The organism is Burkholderia gladioli (assembly GCF_000959725.1).
GTDB classification, from domain to species: domain Bacteria; phylum Pseudomonadota; class Gammaproteobacteria; order Burkholderiales; family Burkholderiaceae; genus Burkholderia; species Burkholderia gladioli.
The window spans coordinates 3970955-3992312 of the sequence record NZ_CP009323.1 but is presented as its reverse complement, the minus strand read 5'-3'; the positions used below and the strand labels follow the sequence as shown (position 1 = coordinate 3992312).

The following is a 21358-nucleotide window of genomic DNA, read 5'->3' as shown; positions in this document are numbered from 1 at the left end:
GATTTCCCAAAAAATGTTTCCGGCATTATGTCGGTTTTTCTCCGGGATCGGGCCGCGTAGGATGGCCTCCATCGAAGCATCCGTTTCCCCATCGAGGAGCAAGCATATGAAAGCGATTGGCCTGACCCGTTACCTCCCGATCGACGACCCGCAGTCGCTGGTCGACGTCGAGCTGCCCACCCCCGCGCCGAGCGGCCGCGACCTGCTGGTCAAGGTCGAGGCGGTGTCGGTCAACCCGGTCGACACCAAGGTGCGCGCGCCCAAGGACAAGGTGGAGTCCAGCCCGCGCGTGCTGGGCTGGGACGCGGCCGGCACGGTGGCCGCGGTCGGCCCCGAGGTCACGCTGTTCCGGGTCGGCGATCCGGTCTATTACGCCGGCAGCATTACGCGGCCCGGCGCGAACAGCGAGTACCACCTGGTCGACGAGCGGATCGTCGCGCTCAAGCCGGCCTCGCTCGACTTCGCGGCGGCCGCCGCGCTGCCGTTGACGGCGATCACCGCCTGGGAGGCCCTGTTCGACCGCCTGAAGGTGTCGCCGCAAGGCCGCGACGCGGGCAAGACCGTGCTGGTGATCGGCGGCGCGGGCGGGGTCGGCTCGATCGGCATCCAGCTCGCCAAGCAGCTCGGCCAGCTCACGGTGATCGCCACCGCCTCGCGTCCCGAGTCGGCCAAATGGGTGCTCGAGCTGGGTGCCGACCACGTGGTCGACCACTTCGGCGACCTGCCGGCGCAGATCCGCGCGGCCGGCTTCGAGTCGGTCGACTACGTGCTGGTGTTCAACGATACCGACCGCCATTTCCCGGCGGCCGCCGAGATCGTCAAGCCGCAGGGCGGCATCTGCACCATCGTCGAGAACGCCAAGCCGGTGCCCGTCGAGCAGCTCAAGGCGAAGAGCGCGGCCTTCCACTGGGAGTTCATGTTCACGCGCTCGATGTTCGGCACGCCCGACATGATCGAGCAGCACAAGCTGCTGACCGAGGTGGCGCGGCTGGTCGATGCGGGCACGCTGCGCGCCACGGTCGGCCAGCAGCTCGGCGCCATCAACGCCGCGAACCTGCGCGAGGCGCACCGCCTGCTCGAGGCCGGGCGCGCGATCGGCAAGCTGGTGCTGAGCGGGTTCTGACGCGGCGCGTGACGGGGCGGCGAGGGCGGCGGGTTTGCGCCGGCCGATCCGCCCTGGCCATCTTGCGTTGCAACGACAAAGGCCGCCGCGCGATGCGTGGCGGCCTTTGTCGTCGAGCGTGGCTACGCGACGGCGCGACATGCTGCGGCGCGCCATCGGCGGCCGCGCTCGCGCAGGGCGCCGATGCCTCGTCGCGCCGTGCGCGTGACGCCACCACAACATGCTCCATACAAGCGTCACCGAAGCCGCCGCTTGCGATTAGACTGGATATCCGCGTGCATCGTGTCTTGCCATATAACCAGGCGCCGCCCGCTCGGCGGCGCAATATCAGGAGGACAGCATGAGCCTGCGTATTCCGTGCGTCGCCGTGTGCGCCGTCGCCTTCGCGGCGGCCCTCGCCAGCTCCGCCGCGAACGCGGCGCCGCCGATCAAGGGCAGCGCCAGCGGCGGCAACGACGGCCAGCTCCAGTACACGGTGAAGGTCGATTCGAAGCGCTTCGGCGCCTCCGAGGAAACGCGCAAGATCCGCTCGGGCGAAACCGACGACTTCAACTGGAAGTCGGTGCCGCCCTCGGGCGCGGTGGCGATGCCTGACGGTTGCCCTGATGCCGATTCCCTGCCGCGCGACGCGAACGGCGCGATGGTCCGACAGACCCAGGTGCGGCTCGCGCCCTCGGTCGACGCCAAGGGCATGGCCACGGTGCAGATCAGCTTCCAGGCCAGCGCGCCCGACGGCACCACCTCGGTGAGCGCCGATGGCAAGACCCTGCAGTGCCCGAAGCCGGTTACCGTCAGCGAGGTCAAGCGCGTCTCGCTCTCGACGCGCGGCGGCGCGAAGACCATCGCGATGAGCGACGGCACGCGCGTGACGGTATCGATCCAGCCGTGAGTTGAGTGTCTCGCGCCGCCCGGCGCGGCGGCATTGACCGATGTGATGAAGCGCGACGCGCCGTGCCGGTTGGCGCGGCGCGTTTTTGCGCGTGTCGTGATCGCCTGTCGTAAGCCTCGCCTCGCCTCGCCTTGTCTTGTCTCTCCTCGGCCGCTCGCCGAGGCGCCGTTCAGCGCCGCTTCCTGCGCGGCTTGCGCTCGACCAGGCGCGCGGACAGGAAGCGGTGGTCGGCCGAGAACAGGCGCCGGTAGGTCTGCAGCACCGCGCCGACCGTGCCCAGCGCCGAGGCCGCCGCGATCAGGAACATGACCACGATCTGGTAGCGCACCGCCTGCAGGGGGGGCTGACCGGCCAGCACCTGGCCCGTCATCATGCCCGGCAGGCTGACGATGCCGACCACCGCCATCTGGTTCAGGGTCGGCAGCATGCCGGCGCGCACGGCCTGGCGCGCGGCGTCCCGGGCTGCTTCCCAGCGCGTCGCGCCGAGCGCCAGCGCGGTCTCGATGCGGTCGCGCCGCGCGGTCAGCTCGCCCGTCATGCGTTCGACGCCGAGCCCGACGCCGGTCAGCGCATTGCCGAGGATCATGCCGAGGATCGGGATCGCATACTGCGGCTCGTACCAGGGATGGATGCGGATCACCACGAACAGCCCGACCGCGCCGACCGCCCAGGAACCCGCCCAGATCGACACGATGCTGTCGATGCGCTGGCCCGCGTAGGTGCGCTCGCCGCGCGCGGCGCCGGCGAAGCCGGCCACCAGCGTCATCAGGATCATCAGCGGCAGCACCACGGTCCAGCTCGGATGACCGAACACCCAGCCCAGCACGTAACCGATCGCGAGCAACTGCACCACGGTGCGCACCGCGGCGATCGCCAACTGGCGGCCCAGGCCCAGCGACAGCGCGAAGGACAGCGCGCCATTGACCGCCACCAGCGCGGCGGCGATCGCCACGTCGCCGAGGCTCAGGTCCTGCAGTACCGGGCTCATCGCGCTGCCTCGTCTTGGTCCTGGCTGCCCGGCTCGTCGGCGTCGCCGAGCACGCCGGCGCGCATCCTCACCTGGCGCGAGCCGACCCGGGCCGCCTGCGCCGGATCGTGCGAGACCCACATATAGGCGCGCGCCTCGGGCGCGGCCTCGAACCACGCCGTCACCAGCGTCTCGACCGCGCGCGCCGATTCGGGATCGAGCGCGGCGGTCGGTTCGTCGAGCAGCAGCACCTCGGGTTCGAGCTGCAGCACGCGCAGCAGCGCGGCGATCTGCGCCTCGCCGCCCGACAGTTCGCTGGCGGCCTGGTCGAGAAAATCGTCGGCGCGGCCGGCGCGAATCGCGAGCTCGGCCACGCGGGCGCGATCGAAGCGCAGGTCGCCATAGACGGCCAGCGAATACGGGTAGCGCAGCAGATCCTCGACGCTGCCGTCGTCGAAGGCGGCAGGGCGCTGGCGCAGATAGGCGACGCCGCGGCGGTAGCGCGTGATCGATGCGCGCGCAACCGGTGCGCCGCGCCAGAGCAGGGCGCCGCCGTCGATCGGATCGAGCAGGGCGAGCGCGCGCAGGAACACGCTCTTGCCCGATCCGGACGGACCGGTGACAGCAACGCGCATGCCCGCGGCGAGAAGAAAGTCGGTCGGCGCCACCAACACCCTTTGCGAGACTGGGTCGCGACGGGTCAGGCCGCGGGCTTCGATCAGGCCGGCTGGTGTCATAAATGCAAGAAATGGTAAAGGGAGAAGGACGCCTCGCGCGCGATGCCATAATACCGATAACCTGCTTGCAAGTCGTCTGGCGCGGCCTTGCGCCCGTTGTCTTGTCTCGATAAGAAAAAACTGGAGCCCGGCATGACGCTTACCCGAGTCATCGGCAAATCGGCGGCCTGGATCGTCGGCATCATCCTGGTGCTGATCGCCGCGCTCGTCGTCTTCATCCTCACGTTCGACTGGAATCGCGCGAGGCCGTATATCAACGAACGCGTCAGCACCGAGATCGGCCGGCCGTTCGCGATCCAGGGCGACCTCAAGGTCGGCTGGCGCCGTCCCTCCGGCGAAACCGGCTGGCGCGCCTGGATACCCTGGCCGAGCTTCACCGCCAACAACATCGTGATCGGCAATCCCGACTGGACGAAATCCCCGCATTTCGCCACGCTCGACGCCGCGCATTTCGACCTCGCCGTGCTGCCGCTGCTCGCGCATCGCGTGGTGATCCCCTCGATCGACATCGTCAATCCCGCGCTCGACATCGAGCGGCTCGCCGACGGCCGCAACAACTGGACCTTTTCCTTCAAGCAGTCGGGCGAGCCGTCGACCTGGAAGGTCGAGCTTCACGATTTCGGTTTCGCCAAGGGCACGGTGAGCTATCGTGACGCGATCACCAAGGCCGACCTGAATGTCGCGATCGACACGCTCGGCCAGCCGATCCCGCTCGGCGAGGTGCTCAAGCAGCAGGAGGCCACCTCGCGCGCGGCCTCGGCGCAGCGCGTCGGCAAGGCCGGGGCCGCGCAACTGACGAAGAAGATCGAGGCGGCGTCGGCTGCGGCCGCGGCTTCCGCTGCTTCGGGTGCCTCGTCGGTTTCGATCGCGGCGGCTTCGACGGCCTCGGGCGCATCCGCCGGCGACGCGTCGGTCGCGCAGGCCTCGTCCGCGAGCAGCGCCTCGTCCGCCGATGCCGCGGTGGCTGCCGCCTCGGCGGCCAGCGGTGCCGCCGCCACGCCGCCCGCGCCGACCTATGCCTTCGGCCTGGTGGTGAAGGGCCGCTACAAGAACGTGCCGATCGACGGCACCGGCAAGATCGGCGGCGTGCTCGCGGTGCGCGACGCCACCCGCCCGTTCCCGCTGCAGGCCGACATCAAGGCTGGCGACACGCGCCTGGCGATCGTCGGCACGCTGACCGACCCGATGCAGCTCGCCGCCATCGACCTGCGGCTCTGGCTGCAGGGCACCAGCATGTCGCATCTGTACGCGCTGACGGGCGTCACCCTGCCCGATACGCCGCCCTATGCCACCGAAGGCCGGCTGATCGGCCAGTTCCGCCGCAACGGCAGCACCTTCCGCTACGAGAACTTCGACGGCCGGGTGGGCAGCAGCGACCTGCATGGCACGCTCAGCTATGCGCAGCGCGCGCCGCGCCCGCTGCTCTCGGGCGAGCTGGTCTCGAACCTGCTGCAGTTCTCGGATCTCGCGCCGGTGGTGGGCGCCGACAGCGCCTCGAGCAAGCGCGCGCGCGGCGATACCACCAGGCAGCCTGCCGATCGCGTGCTGCCGGTCGAGACCTTCCGCACCGATCGCTGGAAGGCGCTGGACGCCGATGTGAAGTTCACGGGCCGCAAGCTGATCAAGAACAAGGACCTGCCGATCAGCGATCTCTACACCCATATCGTGATGCAGGACGGCGTGCTCTCGCTCACGCCGCTGCGCTTCGGCGTGGCCGGCGGCACGCTGTCCACCGAGGCGCGGCTCGACGGCAGCGGCACGCCGCTCAAGGGCCGCTTCTCGGTGGCCGCGCGGCACCTGAAGCTCAAGCAGTTGTTCCCGACCGCGAAGGTGATGCAATCGGCCTTCGGCGAGATCAACGGCGACGCCACGCTGGCGGCTTCCGGCAACTCGCCGGCCGCGCTGGCGGCCACCTCGACGGGCGAGGTCAAGGCGCTGGTCACCGACGGCGCGATCAGCCGGCTGCTGATGGAGGCGGCGGGGCTCAACGTCGCCAACGTGGTCTACGAGAAGCTGTTCGGCAATCGCGACGTGAAGATCAACTGCGCGGCGGTCGACTTCGTCGCCACCGACGGCATCCTGAACTCCAAGCTGTTCGCGCTCGATACCGACGACGCCGTGATCCGCGTCGACGGCAACGTGAACCTGCGCGACGAGGGCATGGACCTGCAGATCCATCCGCAGACCAAGGGCTTCCGCGTGTTCTCGCTGCGTTCGCCGCTCTACGTGAAGGGCACCTTCAAGAACCCGAAGGTGGGCGTCAACGTCGGCGCGCTGGCCTTGCGGGCCGGCGCTGCGGTGGGCCTGGGCATCATCAACCCGTTCGCCGCGCTGATCCCGCTGATCGCGCCGAGCAACAACCGCGACGTGCCGTGCTCGGAGCTGTTCGCGCAGCTCAATGCCTCGCAGCAGATGAAGAAGGCGGCCGCGGAGGGCGCGAAGAAGCATTGAAGCGGCAGGCGCCGGCATCGCGCGAGGGGCACTTGGCACCCTTGGTCGGCGCGATGTCGGCGCCTTGCCGGCCGCCCGCCGTCCCTCGCGTGCGCGGGATCTGGCGGTCGTGTCGCATGACGCCAAAATGGGGTCGAGGTCCCGGTCCATTCGCGCGATCCTTGCCTTGCCGCTTCCGAAACACCACGATCCCGCCCGATTTTCCTTCCATCGTGCCGCCCGCGGCACCGAGTACAGCGCGTCACCGAGACCTGCTAAAATGTCGGGTTTACGTCGAACTACCACTTAACAGGCCACGCTGTGCTTTCTACCGCCAACATCACGATGCAATTCGGGCCCAAGCCCCTGTTCGAGAACATCTCGGTCAAGTTCGGGGAGGGCAACCGCTACGGGCTGATCGGCGCGAACGGCTGCGGCAAGTCGACCTTCATGAAGATCCTCGGCGGCGATCTCGAGCCCAGCGGCGGCAATGTCGCGCTCGAGCCGAACATCCGCCTGGGCAAGCTGCGCCAGGACCAGTTCGCCTACGAGGACGTGCGCGTGCTCGACGTGGTGATGCAGGGCCACACGGAAATGTGGGCCGCCATGACCGAGCGCGACGCGATCTACGCGAACCCGGAAGCCACCGACGACGACTACATGCACGCGGCCGAGCTGGAGGCGAAGTTCGCCGAGTTCGGCGGCTACGACGCCGAGGCGCGCGCGGGTGCGCTGCTGCTGGGCATCGGCATCGACGAGAAGCTGCACAACGGCACCATGAGCGAGGTGGCCCCCGGCTGGAAGCTGCGCGTGCTGCTGGCGCAGGCGCTGTTCTCCAAGCCCGACGTGCTGCTGCTCGACGAGCCGACCAACAACCTGGACATCAACTCGATCCGTTGGCTGGAAGACACGCTCAACCAGTACAACTCGACGATGATCATCATCTCGCACGATCGTCACTTCCTGAACTCGGTCTGCACTCACATGGCCGACATGGACTTCGGCACGCTGAAGGTCTGGCCGGGCAACTACGACGACTACATGCTCGCCTCGGCGCAGGCGCGCGAGCGTCAGGCCAATGCCAACGCGCGTGCCAAGGAGCGCGTGGCCGAACTGCAGGACTTCGTGCGCCGCTTCTCGGCGAACAAGTCCAAGGCGCGCCAGGCCACCAGCCGCGCCAAGCAGATCGACAAGATCAAGATCGAGGAATTCAAGCCTTCGTCGCGCCAGAACCCGTTCATCCGCTTCGAGTTCGAGAAGAAGCTGCACAACATCGCAGTGGTGGCGGAAGAGGCGACCAAGAAGTACGAGCGCACCATCTTCAGCAATTTCAACCTGTCGGTGCAGCCGGGCGAGCGCATCGCCATCATCGGCGAGAACGGCGCGGGCAAGACCACGCTGCTGCGCGCGCTGCTCGGCAATCTCGAGCTCGACCACGGCAGCGTCAAGTGGGCCGAGAACGCGAACGTCGGCTACATGCCGCAGGACACCTACGAGGAGTTCCCGGACGACGTCACGCTGATGGAGTGGATCGACAACTACCGCAAGGAAGGCGACGACGAGACCATGGTGCGCGGCACGCTGGGCCGCCTGCTGTTCTCGGCCGACGACATCAAGAAGTCGGTGAAGGTGCTGTCGGGCGGCGAGAAGGGCCGCATGATCTGGGGCAAGCTGATGCTGGGCCGCCACAACGTGCTGCTGATGGACGAGCCGACCAACCACATGGACATGGAGTCGATCGAGTCGCTGCAGATCGCGCTCGAGCAGTTCGAGGGCACGCTGATCTTCGTCTCGCACGACCGCGAGTTCGTCAGCGGCCTGGCCAATCGCATCATCGAGGTGCGCACCGACGGCACGCTCAACGACTTCGGCGGTAATTACGAGGACTTCCTGGCGACGCAGGAAAAGGCCTGATCAAGCTGGCCGGGTTTGCACCGGCTCCGGCCTTTCACGCGAAACGCGGCGATCATCGATCGCCGCGTTTTCTCTTTGGGGCGGCGCCGGGCGCCGGCGGTTCGCTTCAGTGGGTACCGCGCCGATACAGCGCCACCGATCCCGCCAGCAGCAACAGCATGCCGCCGCTGATGCGATTCATCCAGCGCACGCCGCGCTCGCGAAACAGCGCCACCGACCTGATGCCGATCAGCGCATAAGCCGTCATCACGACCACGTCGAGCGCGCCGACCGTCAGCCCCAGCGCGAAGTACTGCGCGGCCACCGGCTGGCCGCGATCGACGAACTGCGGCAGCAGTGCCGTCATGAACAGGTAGTACTTGGGGTTGCTCATCGCGATGAAGAAACTGCGCAGGAACAGCGCGCGACGCGCCGGCGCGACGCGTTCGGGATCGGGCCCGGCAGCCTGGCCCGAGGCGCGCAGCAGCCGCCAGCCGACATAGGCTAGCCAGGCGGCACCGAGCCATTTGAGCGCCACGAACAGCGTCTCCGAGGCGGCCAGTACCGCGCCGAGCCCCAGCGCGACCAGGGTCACGAGCAGCAGGTCGGCGGCGAGCGCGCCGGCCATGCCGAAGCTGGCGCGGCGCAGGCCGAAATGCGAGGCGTTGCTGAGCGCGAGCAGAACGGTCGGCCCGGGCGTGGCGATGCCGGCCAGCATGACGAGGCTGAAGACCAGCAGGGTGGAAAACGTCATCGTGTGCTCCAGAAGAGGGGGCGAGGGTTTGCGGCACGAATCGGCACGGGCGGCACGTGGCGATATTAGCAAGCCGGCGGCTCGGCAACTGCGCGCATCCTCGAGTCCAGCCAGTGCCGCTTGGCCCCGTCGCAGCTTGCGCTTGACGCGCGTCAACCCCCGTATCCGCCATTCCCCGATCATCGAGCCTTCTTCGACGCTGCCCGTACGAGGCTCACCATGACGCTTGCCATTCCCTTCGCCCCGCTGACGATCCGCCGCCGTTCCCTGCTTCCCGTCGTGCAGGGCGGCATGGGCGTGGGCATATCCGCGCATCGGCTCGCCGGCAGTGTCGCGCGCGAGGGCGCGCTCGGCACCATCGCGAGCATCGACTTGCGCCATCACCATGCCGACCTGCTCGCGCGCTGCCGTGCCCGGCCCGATCGCGACACGCTCGAGGCGGCCAACCTCGAGGCGCTGCGCCGCGAGATCGAGCGCGCGCGTAGCTGGAGCGAGGGGCACGGCATGATCGCCGTCAATGTCATGAAGGCGGTGCGCAGCCATGCCGACTATGTGCGCCTCGCCTGCGATGCCGGCGCCGACGCGATCGTGATGGGCGCCGGCCTGCCGCTGGACCTGCCCGAGCTGACCGAAGGGCACGATATCGCGCTGATCCCGATCCTGTCCGACGCGCGCGGCATCGCCCTGGTGCTGAAGAAGTGGATGAAGAAGGGGCGCCTGCCCGATGCGATCGTGATCGAGCATCCCGCGCATGCGGGCGGTCATCTCGGCGTGTCGCGCATCGAGGAGGCCAACGACGCGCGCTTCGATTTCGCGCGCGTGCTCGGCGAGACGCGCCAGACGATCGAGGCGCTGGGCCTCGCGCGCGAGGCGATCCCGCTGATCGTCGGCGGCGGCATCAACAGCCACCAGGCGGTGCGCGAGGCGCTCGGGCTCGGCGCCGACGGCGTCCAGGTCGGCACGCCCTTCGCCGTCACCGAGGAGGGCGATGCGCATCCGGCCTTCAAGCAGGTGCTGGTGCAGGCGCGTCCCGAGGACATCGTCGATTTCATCAGCGTCACGGGCCTGCCCGCGCGCGCGGTGCGCACGCCCTGGCTCGAGCGCTACCTGCGCCACGAGGCGCGGATTCGCAGCAAGCTCGGCGCGCTGCGGCAGCGTTGTCCGACTGCGCTGGAATGCCTGTCGGTCTGCGGCCTGCGCGACGGCATCGAGCGCTTCGGGCACTTCTGTATCGATACGCGCCTGGCCGCCGCGCTGCGCGGCGACGTCGCCAACGGGCTGTTCTTCCGCGGCCGGGAAGCGCTGCCCTTCGGCAACGCGATCCGCAGCGTGCGCGACCTGCTCGCGTTGCTGCTGACCGGCACCGCGCCCGAGCCTGCGACAAACCGTCCTACGTTTTCGCTGGCTTGATGGACGTCAACGCGTCGCCAGGTGTGCCCCCGGACAATCGATACCGTTCTCAGGGGGCTCAAGTCATGAATGAAAAAATCCGTTGCATCGTTTCCGCGCTGGCCTGCGCAGGTGTGTTCGCGATGCTGCCGTCGGTCTCCCAGGCGGCGTCGCCGGGGCAGGGTATCGCGCAGGGCGATGTGCTGATGCGCTTGCGCGCCATCGAAATCATGCCGGCCGATCGCGGCAGCGGCACGCTGTCCGACATCAACGCCGGCGTGAACAACGCGCTGGTGCCGGAACTCGATTTCACCTACATGATTCGTGACTATCTCGGCGTCGAGCTGATCCTCGGTACCTCGCGTCACCAGGTCAATTCGAATCTCGGCCCGCTCGGCGGCGTGAACGTGCTGCCGCCCACGCTGCTGCTGCAATACCACTTCAATCATGCGGGCCGGGTTCGCCCGTACATCGGCGCGGGCCTGAACTACACCTTCTTCTACAACGACGGGCTGCACGTGGGCAGCCAGGGCGTGGCGGTCCACAAGAGCAGCTTCGGGCCCGCGCTGCAGTTCGGCGTCGACGTCCAGGTCAGCAAGCAGTTCTTCGTCAACTTCGACATCAAGAAGCTCTGGATGCATACCGATGCCACGCTCGGCGGCCAATCGATCGGCCGCCTGCACATCGACCCGCTGATCGTCGGGTTCGGTGTCGGCATGAAGTTCTGATCGAACGGATTCAAGCGTTGGGGTTGGGCGGCACGGCGGTTCGCGTGCCGCCTTTTTTGCGTCCGGCGCTCGAAGGGCGAGCCGGCGGCGCGGGCGGGAGGCTCAGATCTTGTCGTACTTGAAGCGCATGGCCGTGCCGTCGAGCGTGATGCGCTCCCATACGGCGGCCTTTTCTTCCTCGCTCATGAAAACCCAGTTGGCCACTTCGAAGGCGGTGCGGCCGCAGCCCTTGCAGACGTCGTCGAACAGGGTCGAGCAGACGCCGATGCAGGGGCTGTCGGGCTTGTCGTGAAGATTGGAGCTCATGGTGCGTCGTTGGGTCGGGGCTGGTGCGGCAATGCGTAATGGTAAAGCATCAGCGCGCGATGCTCACGCCCACCCGCGCGATCCAGTGCTGGCGCTGGTTGTAGTCGAGCAGGTCCTCGCCGTAACCGTTGAAATAGCCGATCCAGACATAACCACCCCAGGCATTGCCGAACAGCTTGGCGAGCGGGTAGGAGAGTTGGGTGTCGACGCTGCCGTACCAGTGGTGGGTGCCCTTGCGCAGCGTGGTAGACAGTTGCCAGCCGTCGGGGCTGCCGTACTTGACGACCAGGTCCATGTAGCCGCGGTAGTCGGCGATATCGCGGTTGTCGCTGATGCCCAGGTAGTAATAAAGCATCGGCGAGACCTGCCAGTGGTAGCTCGTCAGGTCGCCGAATTCCCAGGTGGGCTGCACGAACAGGATGTTGAGGCTGCGCGAATCCGGCCCGGCCTTGCCGTTCGACTCGTGCCCGATCCCGGCGGCGAAGCCCATGCGCGTGAACCAGGGGCTGTGCAGGCCCGTGTCTGCGACGTAGTAGAACAGCCGCGGCTTGTAGCTGGTGTCGCGGAACGGCTTCGAATCGGCCGACAGGTCCCAGATCGAGGTCTGCGTGTAGGCGAAATAGAGATTGTCCAGCAGCGAGCGCGAGGCCGGGTTGTCGGGCATGTGCAGCCGGTACTTGAAGCTGAACTGCAGCTTGGCGCTGACATCGCCGTTGACGCCCACGCCGATGTACATCGGTTCGTAGTACGAGATTCTCGACAACAGGCCTTGCGCGCCGGTGGTCAGCGCGTCGCCGGTCGGCTGCGGCGTGCCGGCGGTGGCGGCCACGCCCGAGGCGGCCGCCGCCACGCCGGCGGGGCTGGCCTGATGCGCCTCGGCGGTTTCGGCGCGTGCCACGGCGAACTGATTGGCGCTGCGGTTCAGCGAAACCACGGCCGCCGAGGCATCGAAGCCCACCGGCGTGATGGTCACCGTGCCGCGCGCGCTGTCCGGCCAGGGCGCGGAAAATCTCACCTTGCGGTATTGGCCGGCCTTCAGCGTGAAGCGCTCGGGCACGCCGGCCTCGCGCAGCAGCTTGACGGGCACCGGCGGCTGCTCGGCATTGGTCACGGTCACCTCGAGCGTGTCGGGCACGCTGACCGGCAGCGCTTTCGTGTCATCGTCCGAATAGATCAGCGTGAGCGTGAGCGGCGCATCGGCCGCGGCTTCGCGCGCCGGTTGCACCAGGGCTACCGTGGCCTGCGCGGTATTGGCCGCGAAGGCCAGTACGACGGCGCAAGCCAGGATGCCGAGCGGGTGCCGGCGAGCGGCGGATGACGGGACGTGAGCGAAAGCGCGGGAAGCGGCGAAAACGGCGAAAGCGGGACGGTGGCGCATGAGATCGATGGATTGACGAGGCACGGTGGAAAGTCGTGTCGCAACACGGATACTGCGCGGACACTGCGAAGGGTCGGCATATTGTAATTCAGTCGCAGGGTCGAATCGGATCGGTGGCGGGAGCCCCGCCCGGCTTGGCCGCGAGCGAGGTGAGGGCGCGCCCCGTGGCGTTTGATCGCAAGCTTCGGTCGCGCCGCCATGGGCCCGGTAACGGTGCGCGTGCCAAGCTGGTTTGCGCGGAGTCGGGCAACGGGTCGAGCCCATCCTCGACCCGACATTTTTTCGGGTGGACAGCCGTCCATAACCCGATAAAATGCGCGCACTTCCCGATCCCGTTCGGGAGCGCGGGCGGCGCGGCGGCCCTGCCGGAAACCGGTGTTCCGTTTGCGCGACAGCGATGCGATTTTTTTGTGACACCACGGGATTAGTGTTACTTTTCGGGGTTTTGAGGGACGGGTTGCCGAGGCGACGCCGTCGTGACGACACAGTCGATACCGGCCGGAGCACGGCCGGACGGGAGAACGGGATGAAAGCAAAGGTGGCAGGCCGGTTGATGGCCCTCTCGCTGTGCGTGGCCGCAACGGCGGCGACGGCCAAGGATACGCAGCTCAATGTGTACAACTGGTCCGACTACATTGCCAAGGACACCATCCCGAACTTCGAGAAGCAAAGCGGCGTCAAGGTCCGCTACGACAACTACGACAGCGACGATACGCTGCAGGCCAAGCTGCTGACCGGCAACTCGGGCTACGACATCGTGGTGCCGACCAGCAACTACGCGGGCAAGCAGATCGCCGCCGGCATCTTCGCGCCGCTCGACAAGTCGAAGCTGCCGAACCTGAAGAATCTCGATCCGCAACTGATGGCCCTGGTGGCCGGCGCGGATCCGGGCAACAAGTACGTGGTGCCCTGGGCCTACGGCACCACCGGCCTGGCCTACAACCTGAACAAGGCGCAGCAGATCCTCGGCAAGGTGCCGCTGGACAACTGGGACATCCTGTTCAAGCCGGAAAACATCTCCAAGCTGAAGGCCTGCGGCGTGTCGGTGCTCGACGCGCCGGACCAGATGTTCGCGGCCGCGCTGCACTACCTGGGCAAGGACCCGATGAGCACCTCGCCGGCCGACTACCAGGCCGCGATGGTGATGCTCAAGAAGATCCGCCCCTACATCACGCAGTTCAACTCCTCGGGCTACATCAACGACCTGGTCGGCGGCGACATCTGCTTCGCGTACGGCTGGTCGGGCGACGTGGTGATCGCCAAGCACCGCGCGCAGGAAGCGAAGAAGCCCTACAAGATCGAGTACTACATCCCGAAGGGCGGCGCACCGGTCTGGTTCGACGTGATGGCGATCCCCAAGGATGCGAAGAACAAGGAAGCGGCCCTCGAGTGGATCAACTACATCGAGGATCCGAAGGTCCATGCGGCGATCACCAACGCCGTCTACTACCCGAGCGCGAACGCGGCGGCACGCCAGTTCGTGAGCAAGGACGTGGCGAACGACCCGGCGGTCTACCCGCCGGCCGACGTGGTCAAGACGCTGTTCCTGCTCAAGCCGCTGCCGCCTGAAATCCAGCGTCTGCAGACGCGGCTCTGGACGGAGTTCAAGTCCGGACGCTGAGCCTCGGCCCGGAATCGAACCCGCCCCATCAAGCCCCTGGTACCCCCGGGGGCTTTGTTCGTCTTCAATCGCCTTTGTCTGGTAACACGCAGGAGTGATGCAGCAGATCATGAATAGCCAGTCGCGCATGCCGTCCGCCGGCGCGCCGTCCCCCGCCGCGCAGGCCGACCACGCCGCGAACTTCGTGCGGATCGTCGACGTGGTCAAGCAGTTCGGCGATACCACCGCGGTGCGCCAGGTCAATCTGTCGGTCGGCAAGGGCGAACTGTTCGCCTTGCTGGGCAGTTCCGGCTGCGGCAAATCCACCTTGCTGCGCATGCTGGCCGGGCTGGAGACCGTCACCTCGGGCAGGATCCTGATCGACGGCGAGGACCTCGCCCAGATGCCGCCCTACAAGCGGCCCGTGAACATGATGTTCCAGTCCTACGCGCTGTTCCCGCACATGACGGTCGAGGCGAACGTCGCCTACGGCCTCAAGCAGGAGGGCGTGCCCAGGGCCGAGTTGAAGGAACGCGTGCGCGACGCCCTCGAACTGGTGCAGATGAGCCGCTACGCGAGCCGCAAGCCGCACCAGTTGTCGGGCGGCCAGCAGCAGCGCGTGGCGCTGGCGCGCTCGCTGGTCAAGCGGCCCAAGCTGCTGCTGCTCGACGAGCCGATGTCGGCGCTCGACAAGCAGATCCGCCAGCGCACCCAGATCGAACTGATCAACATCCTCGACAAGGTCGGCGTCACCTGCATGATGGTCACCCACGACCAGGAAGAGGCGATGACGATGGCCAACCGGATCGCCGTGATGAGCGAGGGCGAGATCGTGCAGATCGGCGCGCCGCGCGAGGTCTACGAATACCCGAACAGCCGCTTCTCGGCCGAATTCATCGGCTCGACCAACCTGTTCGAGGGCAAGGTGGTGGAGGACGAGCCCGATTACGTCTACATCGAGTCGCCCGACCTGCCGTGCCGCATGCACGTGAGCCACGGCATCACCGGGCCGCTGGGCATGGCCGTGACCGTCTCGGTGCGCCCCGAGCGCATCGCGCTCACGCGCAAGCCGGCCGAGGGCGCCTACAACTGGGCGCATGGGGTGGTCGCCAACGTCGCCTACATGGGCGGCTACTCGCTGTACCACATCCGCCTCGACTCCGGGAAGACCGTGATCGCCAACGCCACCAGCCTGGCGCTGTCCGAGATCGACACGCCCGAATGGAACGACGAGATCTACGTGCGCTGGAGCGCCTCGGCCGGCGTGGTGCTGACCTCATGAGCGCGCTGTCGACGTTCCTCCGGTGGCCGGTGCGCAAGCTCGGCCTGAGCGGGCGCGCGGCCGTGATCGCCGGGCCGTTCCTGTGGCTGGTGCTGTTCTTCGCGGTGCCCTTCGTGCTGGTCGTGAAGATCAGTTTCGCGGAGCTCGAGCTCGGCATTCCGCCCTACACGGAGCTGACCTCGTTCGCCGACGGCGCGCTGACGATCAAGCTGAACCTCGCACACTACGCCTTCCTGTTCACCGACAGCCTGTATTTCGCGACCTACGTGAATTCGGTGTGGGTGGCGGCGGTCACCACGCTGCTGTGCCTGCTGCTCGGCTACCCGATGGCGTACTACATCGCGCGCTCGAACCCGGCCTCGCGCAACCTGCTGATGATGGCGGTGATGCTGCCGTTCTGGACCTCGTTCCTGATCCGCGTCTACGCCTGGATCGGGATCCTGAAGAACAACGGCCTGCTCAACAACTTCCTGATCTGGATCGGGTTGATCCACGTGCCGATCGAGCTGTACCGCACCAACGTGGCAGTCTACATCGGCATGGTCTACACCTATCTGCCCTTCCTGGTGATGCCGCTCTACGCGCACCTGGTGAAGATGGACCTGCGCCTGCTGGAAGCCGCCTACGACCTCGGCGCCAAGCCCTGGAAGGCCTTCCTGACCATCACGCTGCCGCTGTCGAAAAACGGCATCATCGCGGGCTGCCTGCTGGTGTTCATCCCGGCGGTCGGCGAATACGTGATCCCGGAACTGCTCGGCGGCGCGAACACGCTGATGATCGGCCGCGTCATGTGGAACGAGTTCTTCAACAACGCGGACTGGCCGATGGCCTCGGCGGTGACCTGCGCGATGGTGCTGCTGCTGCTGGTGCCAATGGCGGCGTTCCAGCACTTCCAGGCGAAGGAACTGGAGGGCCGTCGCAAATGATGCCGAATCGTTATCTGCGCCTGGTCGCGCTGGCCCTCGGCTTCGGCTTCCTGTACATCCCGATCCTGAGCCTGATCGTCTACTCGTTCAACGAGTCGCAGCTGGTGACGGTCTGGTCCGGCTTCTCGACGCGCTGGTACTCGGCGCTGCTGAGCGACGACGAGCTGATCGCGGCCGCCTGGCTGTCGCTGAAGATCGGCGTGCTGACCGCCTGCGCCTCGGTGGTGATCGGCACCTGGGCCGGCTACGTGCTGGCGCGCATGGGGCGCTTTCGCGGCCACGCGCTCTACTCGGGCATGATCAACGCGCCGCTGGTGATTCCCGAGGTGATCCAGGGGATCTCGCTGCTGCTGCTGTTCATCGAGCTGGCCAAGTGGATCGGCTGGCCCGCGCAGCGCGGCATGTTCACGATCTGGCTCGGCCACGTGATGCTGTGCCTGTCCTACGTGGCGATCATCGTGCAGTCGCGCGTGCGCGAGCTCGATCCCTCGCTCGAGGAGGCCGCGCTCGATCTCGGCGCCACGCCGCTGAAGGTGTTCTTCACCGTCACGCTGCCGCTGATCTCGCAGGCGCTGGTGTCGGGCTGGCTGCTGTCGTTTACGCTGTCGATCGACGACCTGGTGCTGTCGGCCTTCCTGTCCGGCCCCGGCTCGACCACGCTGCCGCTGGTGGTGTTCTCGCGCGTGCGGCTCGGCCTGAACCCCGAGATGAACGCGCTGGCCACCTTGTTCATCGCGGCGGTGACGATCGGCGTGGTGGCCGCCAACATGTTCATGCTGCGCAAGGAACGGCGCCGGCTCGCGGCCGCCGTCTGATCCGGGCGAGGCGAGCGCCTCGCCTTTGCGCATGAAAAAGCCCGGCTTCGCCAAAGCGAAGCCGGGCTTTTCGTCGTTGACGAGGCTTGCGAGGGGGCTTCAGCCTTCGCTGATCGCCGGCCGCGCGAACCACTCGCGGCCCTTGAGCATGGCGTTCCAGTAGATCCTCGGCAGCAGGCTCTCCTTCAGGAACCAGGCCAGCCTGGAGGGGCGCGTGCCGTCGTTGAGCCATCCCGGGAAGGTCGGCGCGACCTTGCCGCCATAGAGGAACTCGGCCAGCACCACGCGGCCGCGTTCGACCGTCAGCGGGCAGGAGCCGTAGCCGTCGTAGCGCGCCACGCCGCGCGCGCGGCCGAGCGTGGCCAGCACGTTGTGGGCCACCACCGGCGCCTGCTTGCGCGCGGCCGCCGCGGTCTTGGCATTGCTGGTGTTGGTGGCGTCGCCGAGCGCGTGGATGTTCTCGTAGCGGCGATGGCGCAGCGTGGCCGGGTCGACGTCGACCCAGCCGCCCGCGTCGGCCAGCGCGCTGTCGCGCACGAAGCCCGGCGCGCGCTGCGGCGGCACCACGTGCAGCAGGTCGAACTCGCGCTCGATCTCCTCGCTGCCGCCGCCCTCGGCCTCCGGGCGCGCGCGCCGGAAGCGCGCGAGCTGGGCCGGCCCGTCGACGGCGACCAACTGGTCGCCGAAACGCAGGTCGATGCCGTAGCCGCGCACCGAATCCATCAGCGCGGGCACATAGTCCGGCACGCCGAACAGCACGTTGCCGGCCAGGTGGAACTCGATCTCGATGTCCTTCAGGCGCCCGGCGCGGCGCCAGTGATCGGCCGACAGGTACATGGCCTTCTGCGGCGCGCCTGCGCATTTGATCGGCATCGGCGGCTGCGTGAAGATCGCGCGTCCGCGCGGCAGCGCCTGCACCAGTTGCCAGGTATAGGGCGCGAGGTCGTAGCGGTAGTTCGAGGTCACGCCGTGCTTGCCGAGCGTGTCCGCCAGCCCTTCGATGCCGGCCCAGTTCAGCTCCAGCCCGGGGCACACGATCAACTGCCGGTAGCCGATGCTCGCGCCGCCCTCCAGCGTGATGCGGTCCTGCTCGGGCGAGAACGCGGCGACGGCCGCGCGGATGCGCGTCACGCCGTGCGGCAGGACCGCTTCCATCGGCCGGGCGGTGGCCGGCGCCTCGAACACGCCGCCGCCGACCAGGGTCCAGCCCGGCTGGTAGTAATGCGTGCCGGCCGGATCGACCAGGGCGATGTCGAGCGAGCGCTCGCGCCTGAGCAGGCTGGCCGCGGTGGCGATGCCGGCGGCGCCGGCGCCGACGATCACGATGTCGTGGCGCGCGGCGGGCACGCCGGCGCTGCCGATCGTCGAGGACGTTGCGGACATGGTGCGGACTCCTTCGGGGGAATGCGGGTTGGGGGCGGCGCGGTTCACAGCGCGTCGATCGGCAGCTTCAGGTAGCGAATGCCGTTCGGCGCCGGCTCGGGCAGTTGCCCGGCGCGCATGTTGACCTGCACCGAGGGCAGGATCAGCACCGGCATCGCCAGCGTGGCATCGCGCGCGGTGCGCATCGCCACGAAGCTGTCCTCGTCGATGCCCTGGTGGACATGGATGTTGTCGCGCAGTTGCGCCGCGACGGTGGTCACCACGCACACGGGACGGCCGTCGGGCTGGTAGTCGTGGCACAGATAGAGGCGCGTGTCGGGCGGCAGGCTCAGCACCTTGCGGATCGAGCGATAGAGCGTGCGTGCGTCGCCGCCGGGGAAATCGCAGCGTGCCGTGCCGTAGTCGGGCATGAACAGCGTGTCGCCGACGAAGGCGGCCGTCTCGGCCGGCGCCGAGCCGCCGTCCGCGCGCGCGACCAGGTAGGTCATGCAGGCCGGCGTGTGGCCCGGCGTGTGGATGGCGCGGATCGCGAGCGCGCCCAGCTCGAGCGTGTCGCCTTCGTCGATCAGCCGGTCGAACGGGCGGCCGTCCGCGACGAAGCCGGGGCCGGCATCGAACAGCGCGCCGAACACCTTCTGCACCTGGGTGACGTCGCGCCCGATCGCGATCTCGCCGCCCAGGCGTGCCTGCAGCCAGGGCGCGGCCGACAGGTGGTCGGCATGCACATGGGTTTCCAGCAGCCAGCGCACGCGCGCGCCGAGCGATTCGACGTGCTCGGCGACGCGCTCGGCGCTGGCGTGGCTGGTGCGGCCCGACTTCGGGTCGAAATCGAGCACCGAGTCGATGATCGCGCACTCGTGCGAGCCCGTGTCGAGGACGACATGGGTGGCCGTGCTGGTGGCGGGATCGAAAAACGACTCGACGGTGAAGGCAGGGGCGGACATCGAACGGCACTCCGAAAGCGGAAAACATCGAATCGAGACAAGATGCGTGCCAGCCCACCAAGGCTGGCGCGTGTTTTCCTTAATTATTTGATATGACGGCGATTTTTTCGAGCGCCGGGAAGCGCCGCGCCGGACGGGCGCGGCAGCGTGCGATGAATTGCTGCCATCGATGGCAGTGTCATGGCAGAATTGGCAGTCGCCGCCGTCGGCCTGCCGTGTTGGCGCCGGCGGCGATTCGTTTGTCCTGTGTGTCTGTCCCTTCGCGGCCGCGGCCGCCCGAGCCTGCTTCCATGTCCACGCGTCGTCCCTCCCATCGCTCCATGCCCGCGCCCGATGTTGCCGAGGATGCCGGCCAGCCTCGCGCCGAGCGTGTTGCCGATGCCCGGCGCACGATCCCGATCGTGCCGCTCGAGCCGCTCGCGCCGGCGACGGCCGCCGCCGGTCCATCGGGCGCGAGCGTGCCGGCCACCTCGCCGGCCGGCCTCGGCGCGCTGGTTTCCTACCTCGAGCACGATCCGCAGCCGATGATCGTGGTCGATCCCGACTACCGGATCCTCGCCGCGAACGGCGCCTACCAGCGGCAGTTCGGCGGCGCCGGCCGCGCGCACGTCGGGCGTCACTGCTATCGCGTCTCGCATCACTACGAGGTGCCTTGCGACCAGGCCGGCGAGCATTGCCCGATGCGCGCGGCGCTCGAGTCGGGCGCGGCCTCGCGCGTGCTGCATATCCATCACACGCCGCGCGGGCCCGAGCACGTGGATGTCGAGATGCGTCCGGTGTTCGACGGCGAGGGGGCGGTGGTGGCCTATGTCGAGCGGCTGACCACCGTGCGCAGCGCCTCCGCGCGGCCCAGCGCGGGCGGCCTGGTCGGCAGCTCGGATGCCTTCAACGGCGCCTTGTCGGCCCTGCAGCGCGTCGCGCCCTCGATGCTGCCGGTGTTGCTGCTCGGCGAATCGGGTACGGGTAAGGAGCTGTTCGCGCGGGCCCTGCACGAGGCCAGCCCGCGCGCGGCGGGGCCCTTCGTGGTGGTGGATTGCTCGGGCATCGCCGAATCGCTGTTCGAGAGCGAGCTATTCGGCTACGAGAAGGGCGCCTTCACCGGCGCGAACCAGCGCAAGCCCGGGTTGGTCGAGACGGCTCAGGGCGGCACGCTGTTCGTTGACGAGATCGGCGACGTGCCGGCCTCGATGCAGGTCAAGCTGCTGCGGCTGATCGAGTCGGGCACGTTCCGGCGCGTGGGCGGCATCGAGGCCTTGCGCGCCGACTTCCGGCTGGTCGCGGCGACCCACCAGCCGCTGCGCGAGATGATCGGCGACGGCCGTTTCCGCCAGGATCTCTATTACCGGATCAGCGCCTTTCCGATCGAACTGCCGCCGGTGCGCGAGCGGCCCGGCGATATCGGCTTGCTGGCCGAGTCGATCCTGCGCCGCATTGCAGACGGCCGGCCCGGCGCGCGTCCCTGGACGCTGCACGAAAGCGCGCGGGCCTGCCTCGAGGCCCATGCCTGGCCCGGCAATATCCGCGAATTGCGCAACGTGCTGGAGCGCGCCTGCCTGTTCGCCGACGACGGCGTGATCCGCGCCGAGCACCTGCCGCAGGCGCTGCAGGCGCCGCCCGAGGCGGGCCTCGCGCGCGGCGCGCCCGACGACGACACGCTGCGCCAGGTGGCGCGCAGCTTTCGCGGCTCGCGCAAGGCGCTGGCGGCGCGGCTCGGCATCAGCGAGCGCACGCTGTATCGGCGCATGCGCGCGCTCGGTCTCGCGGGCCGCGACCTCTGATTCCTCGCGGATGCCATCGGCCGAGTGGGCCGCGCG

At 68.1% G+C, this 21358-nt stretch carries 17 protein-coding genes and 1 pseudogene; 11 read left to right on the top strand and 7 right to left on the bottom strand.

What is annotated here, in order from left to right; genetic code table 11:
- The first annotated feature begins 106 nt into the window (after nucleotides 1-106).
- On the top strand, nucleotides 107-1123 hold the full coding sequence (locus BM43_RS34480; RefSeq protein ID WP_036051334.1) for a zinc-binding alcohol dehydrogenase family protein: 1017 nt from the start codon (nucleotides 107-109) through the stop codon (nucleotides 1121-1123).
- Between the two features lie 340 nt (nucleotides 1124-1463).
- A complete protein-coding gene (locus BM43_RS34475) occupies nucleotides 1464-2012 on the top strand; it encodes a DUF6013 family protein (RefSeq protein ID WP_013698213.1) in 549 nt (182 codons plus the stop codon).
- 169 nt (nucleotides 2013-2181) lie between these two features.
- Here BM43_RS34475 and BM43_RS34470 read toward each other — a convergent pair whose 3' ends face one another.
- Both BM43_RS34470 and BM43_RS34465 read right to left on the bottom strand, forming a co-directional pair.
- A complete protein-coding gene (locus tag BM43_RS34470; protein WP_036051336.1) occupies nucleotides 2182-3000 on the bottom strand; it encodes an ABC transporter permease in 819 nt (272 codons plus the stop codon).
- Entirely contained in the window at nucleotides 2997-3716 is a 720-nt protein-coding gene (locus tag BM43_RS34465) for an ABC transporter ATP-binding protein (protein WP_036051338.1), read from the bottom strand. The genes BM43_RS34470 and BM43_RS34465 overlap by 4 nt, the downstream gene beginning before the upstream one ends.
- A 132-nt stretch (nucleotides 3717-3848) precedes the next feature.
- Between BM43_RS34465 and BM43_RS34460 the strand changes: the two genes are divergently transcribed.
- Both BM43_RS34460 and BM43_RS34455 read left to right on the top strand, forming a co-directional pair.
- Nucleotides 3849-6167 (top strand): AsmA family protein, encoded by a 2319-nt coding sequence (locus tag BM43_RS34460; protein WP_036051340.1) that lies wholly within the window; start codon nucleotides 3849-3851, stop codon nucleotides 6165-6167.
- A gap of 300 nt (nucleotides 6168-6467) precedes the next feature.
- Nucleotides 6468-8060, top strand: a complete 1593-nt coding sequence (locus tag BM43_RS34455) for an ABC-F family ATPase (RefSeq protein WP_013698209.1) — start codon at nucleotides 6468-6470, stop codon at nucleotides 8058-8060.
- Between the two features lie 106 nt (nucleotides 8061-8166).
- Here BM43_RS34455 and BM43_RS34450 read toward each other — a convergent pair whose 3' ends face one another.
- The gene (locus BM43_RS34450; protein ID WP_036051342.1) at nucleotides 8167-8793 is read right to left on the bottom strand and encodes a LysE family translocator; all 627 of its coding nucleotides are present in this window, start codon (nucleotides 8791-8793) and stop codon (nucleotides 8167-8169) included.
- 219 nt (nucleotides 8794-9012) lie between these two features.
- Here BM43_RS34450 and BM43_RS34445 point away from each other — a divergent pair, with 219 nt between their 5' ends.
- Both BM43_RS34445 and BM43_RS34440 read left to right on the top strand, forming a co-directional pair.
- Nucleotides 9013-10203: an NAD(P)H-dependent flavin oxidoreductase gene (locus BM43_RS34445; RefSeq protein ID WP_036051343.1), complete on the top strand. Its 1191-nt coding sequence runs from the start codon at nucleotides 9013-9015 to the stop codon at nucleotides 10201-10203.
- Between the two features lie 65 nt (nucleotides 10204-10268).
- Complete coding sequence (locus BM43_RS34440) at nucleotides 10269-10910, top strand: OmpW/AlkL family protein (protein ID WP_013698206.1); 642 nt, start codon at nucleotides 10269-10271, stop codon at nucleotides 10908-10910.
- A gap of 102 nt (nucleotides 10911-11012) precedes the next feature.
- Here the strand turns inward: BM43_RS34440 and BM43_RS34435 are convergent, their stop codons facing one another.
- Together BM43_RS34435 and BM43_RS34430 are read right to left on the bottom strand one after the other, a co-directional pair.
- On the bottom strand, nucleotides 11013-11216 hold the full coding sequence (locus tag BM43_RS34435; protein ID WP_013698205.1) for a DUF1289 domain-containing protein: 204 nt from the start codon (nucleotides 11214-11216) through the stop codon (nucleotides 11013-11015).
- Nucleotides 11217-11265: 49 nt separating this feature from the next.
- On the bottom strand, nucleotides 11266-12594 hold the full coding sequence (locus tag BM43_RS34430) for a phospholipase A (protein ID WP_036053369.1): 1329 nt from the start codon (nucleotides 12592-12594) through the stop codon (nucleotides 11266-11268).
- Between the two features lie 526 nt (nucleotides 12595-13120).
- Between BM43_RS34430 and BM43_RS34425 the strand changes: the two genes are divergently transcribed.
- From BM43_RS34425 to BM43_RS34410, 4 genes are all read left to right on the top strand, one after another.
- Nucleotides 13121-14215, top strand: coding sequence for a polyamine ABC transporter substrate-binding protein (locus tag BM43_RS34425; protein WP_036051344.1), 1095 nt, complete (start codon nucleotides 13121-13123; stop codon nucleotides 14213-14215).
- 109 nt (nucleotides 14216-14324) lie between these two features.
- Nucleotides 14325-15476 carry an ABC transporter ATP-binding protein gene (locus tag BM43_RS34420; RefSeq protein ID WP_036053371.1) on the top strand — a complete coding sequence of 384 codons (1152 nt, stop codon included), beginning with the start codon at nucleotides 14325-14327 and terminating at the stop codon, nucleotides 15474-15476.
- Nucleotides 15473-16402 (top strand): ABC transporter permease subunit, encoded by a 930-nt coding sequence (locus tag BM43_RS34415; RefSeq protein ID WP_013698201.1) that lies wholly within the window; start codon nucleotides 15473-15475, stop codon nucleotides 16400-16402. The genes BM43_RS34420 and BM43_RS34415 overlap by 4 nt, the downstream gene beginning before the upstream one ends.
- A complete protein-coding gene (locus tag BM43_RS34410) occupies nucleotides 16399-17217 on the top strand; it encodes an ABC transporter permease subunit (protein WP_013698200.1) in 819 nt (272 codons plus the stop codon). Before BM43_RS34415 ends, BM43_RS34410 begins: the two co-directional genes overlap by 4 nt.
- A gap of 99 nt (nucleotides 17218-17316) precedes the next feature.
- Here BM43_RS34410 and BM43_RS34405 read toward each other — a convergent pair.
- Nucleotides 17317-18747: pseudogene (locus BM43_RS34405) on the bottom strand (NAD(P)/FAD-dependent oxidoreductase); the annotation flags it as partial.
- On the bottom strand, nucleotides 18645-19544 hold the full coding sequence (locus BM43_RS34400) for an MBL fold metallo-hydrolase (protein WP_036051346.1): 900 nt from the start codon (nucleotides 19542-19544) through the stop codon (nucleotides 18645-18647). The gene BM43_RS34400 and the pseudogene BM43_RS34405, both read right to left, overlap by 103 nt.
- Nucleotides 19545-19834: 290 nt before the next feature.
- Between BM43_RS34400 and BM43_RS34395 the strand changes: the two genes are divergently transcribed.
- Nucleotides 19835-21322: a sigma-54 interaction domain-containing protein gene (locus BM43_RS34395; protein ID WP_255222507.1), complete on the top strand. Its 1488-nt coding sequence runs from the start codon at nucleotides 19835-19837 to the stop codon at nucleotides 21320-21322.
- Nucleotides 21323-21358 lie beyond the last annotated feature (36 nt).

Coding starts and splice junctions, on each gene's coding strand:
- BM43_RS34480 (WP_036051334.1), top strand. CDS start 107: ATGAAAGCGATTGGCCTGACCCGTTACCTCCCGATCGACGACCCGCAG.
- BM43_RS34475 (WP_013698213.1), top strand. CDS start 1,464: ATGAGCCTGCGTATTCCGTGCGTCGCCGTGTGCGCCGTCGCCTTCGCG.
- BM43_RS34470 (WP_036051336.1), bottom strand. CDS start 3,000: ATGAGCCCGGTACTGCAGGACCTGAGCCTCGGCGACGTGGCGATCGCC.
- BM43_RS34465 (WP_036051338.1), bottom strand. CDS start 3,716: ATGACACCAGCCGGCCTGATCGAAGCCCGCGGCCTGACCCGTCGCGAC.
- BM43_RS34460 (WP_036051340.1), top strand. CDS start 3,849: ATGACGCTTACCCGAGTCATCGGCAAATCGGCGGCCTGGATCGTCGGC.
- BM43_RS34450 (WP_036051342.1), bottom strand. CDS start 8,793: ATGACGTTTTCCACCCTGCTGGTCTTCAGCCTCGTCATGCTGGCCGGC.
- BM43_RS34445 (WP_036051343.1), top strand. CDS start 9,013: ATGACGCTTGCCATTCCCTTCGCCCCGCTGACGATCCGCCGCCGTTCC.
- BM43_RS34440 (WP_013698206.1), top strand. CDS start 10,269: ATGAATGAAAAAATCCGTTGCATCGTTTCCGCGCTGGCCTGCGCAGGT.
- BM43_RS34435 (WP_013698205.1), bottom strand. CDS start 11,216: ATGAGCTCCAATCTTCACGACAAGCCCGACAGCCCCTGCATCGGCGTC.
- BM43_RS34430 (WP_036053369.1), bottom strand. CDS start 12,594: ATGCGCCACCGTCCCGCTTTCGCCGTTTTCGCCGCTTCCCGCGCTTTC.
- BM43_RS34425 (WP_036051344.1), top strand. CDS start 13,121: ATGAAAGCAAAGGTGGCAGGCCGGTTGATGGCCCTCTCGCTGTGCGTG.
- BM43_RS34420 (WP_036053371.1), top strand. CDS start 14,325: ATGAATAGCCAGTCGCGCATGCCGTCCGCCGGCGCGCCGTCCCCCGCC.
- BM43_RS34415 (WP_013698201.1), top strand. CDS start 15,473: ATGAGCGCGCTGTCGACGTTCCTCCGGTGGCCGGTGCGCAAGCTCGGC.
- BM43_RS34410 (WP_013698200.1), top strand. CDS start 16,399: ATGATGCCGAATCGTTATCTGCGCCTGGTCGCGCTGGCCCTCGGCTTC.
- BM43_RS34400 (WP_036051346.1), bottom strand. CDS start 19,544: ATGTCCGCCCCTGCCTTCACCGTCGAGTCGTTTTTCGATCCCGCCACC.
- BM43_RS34395 (WP_255222507.1), top strand. CDS start 19,835: ATGTCCACGCGTCGTCCCTCCCATCGCTCCATGCCCGCGCCCGATGTT.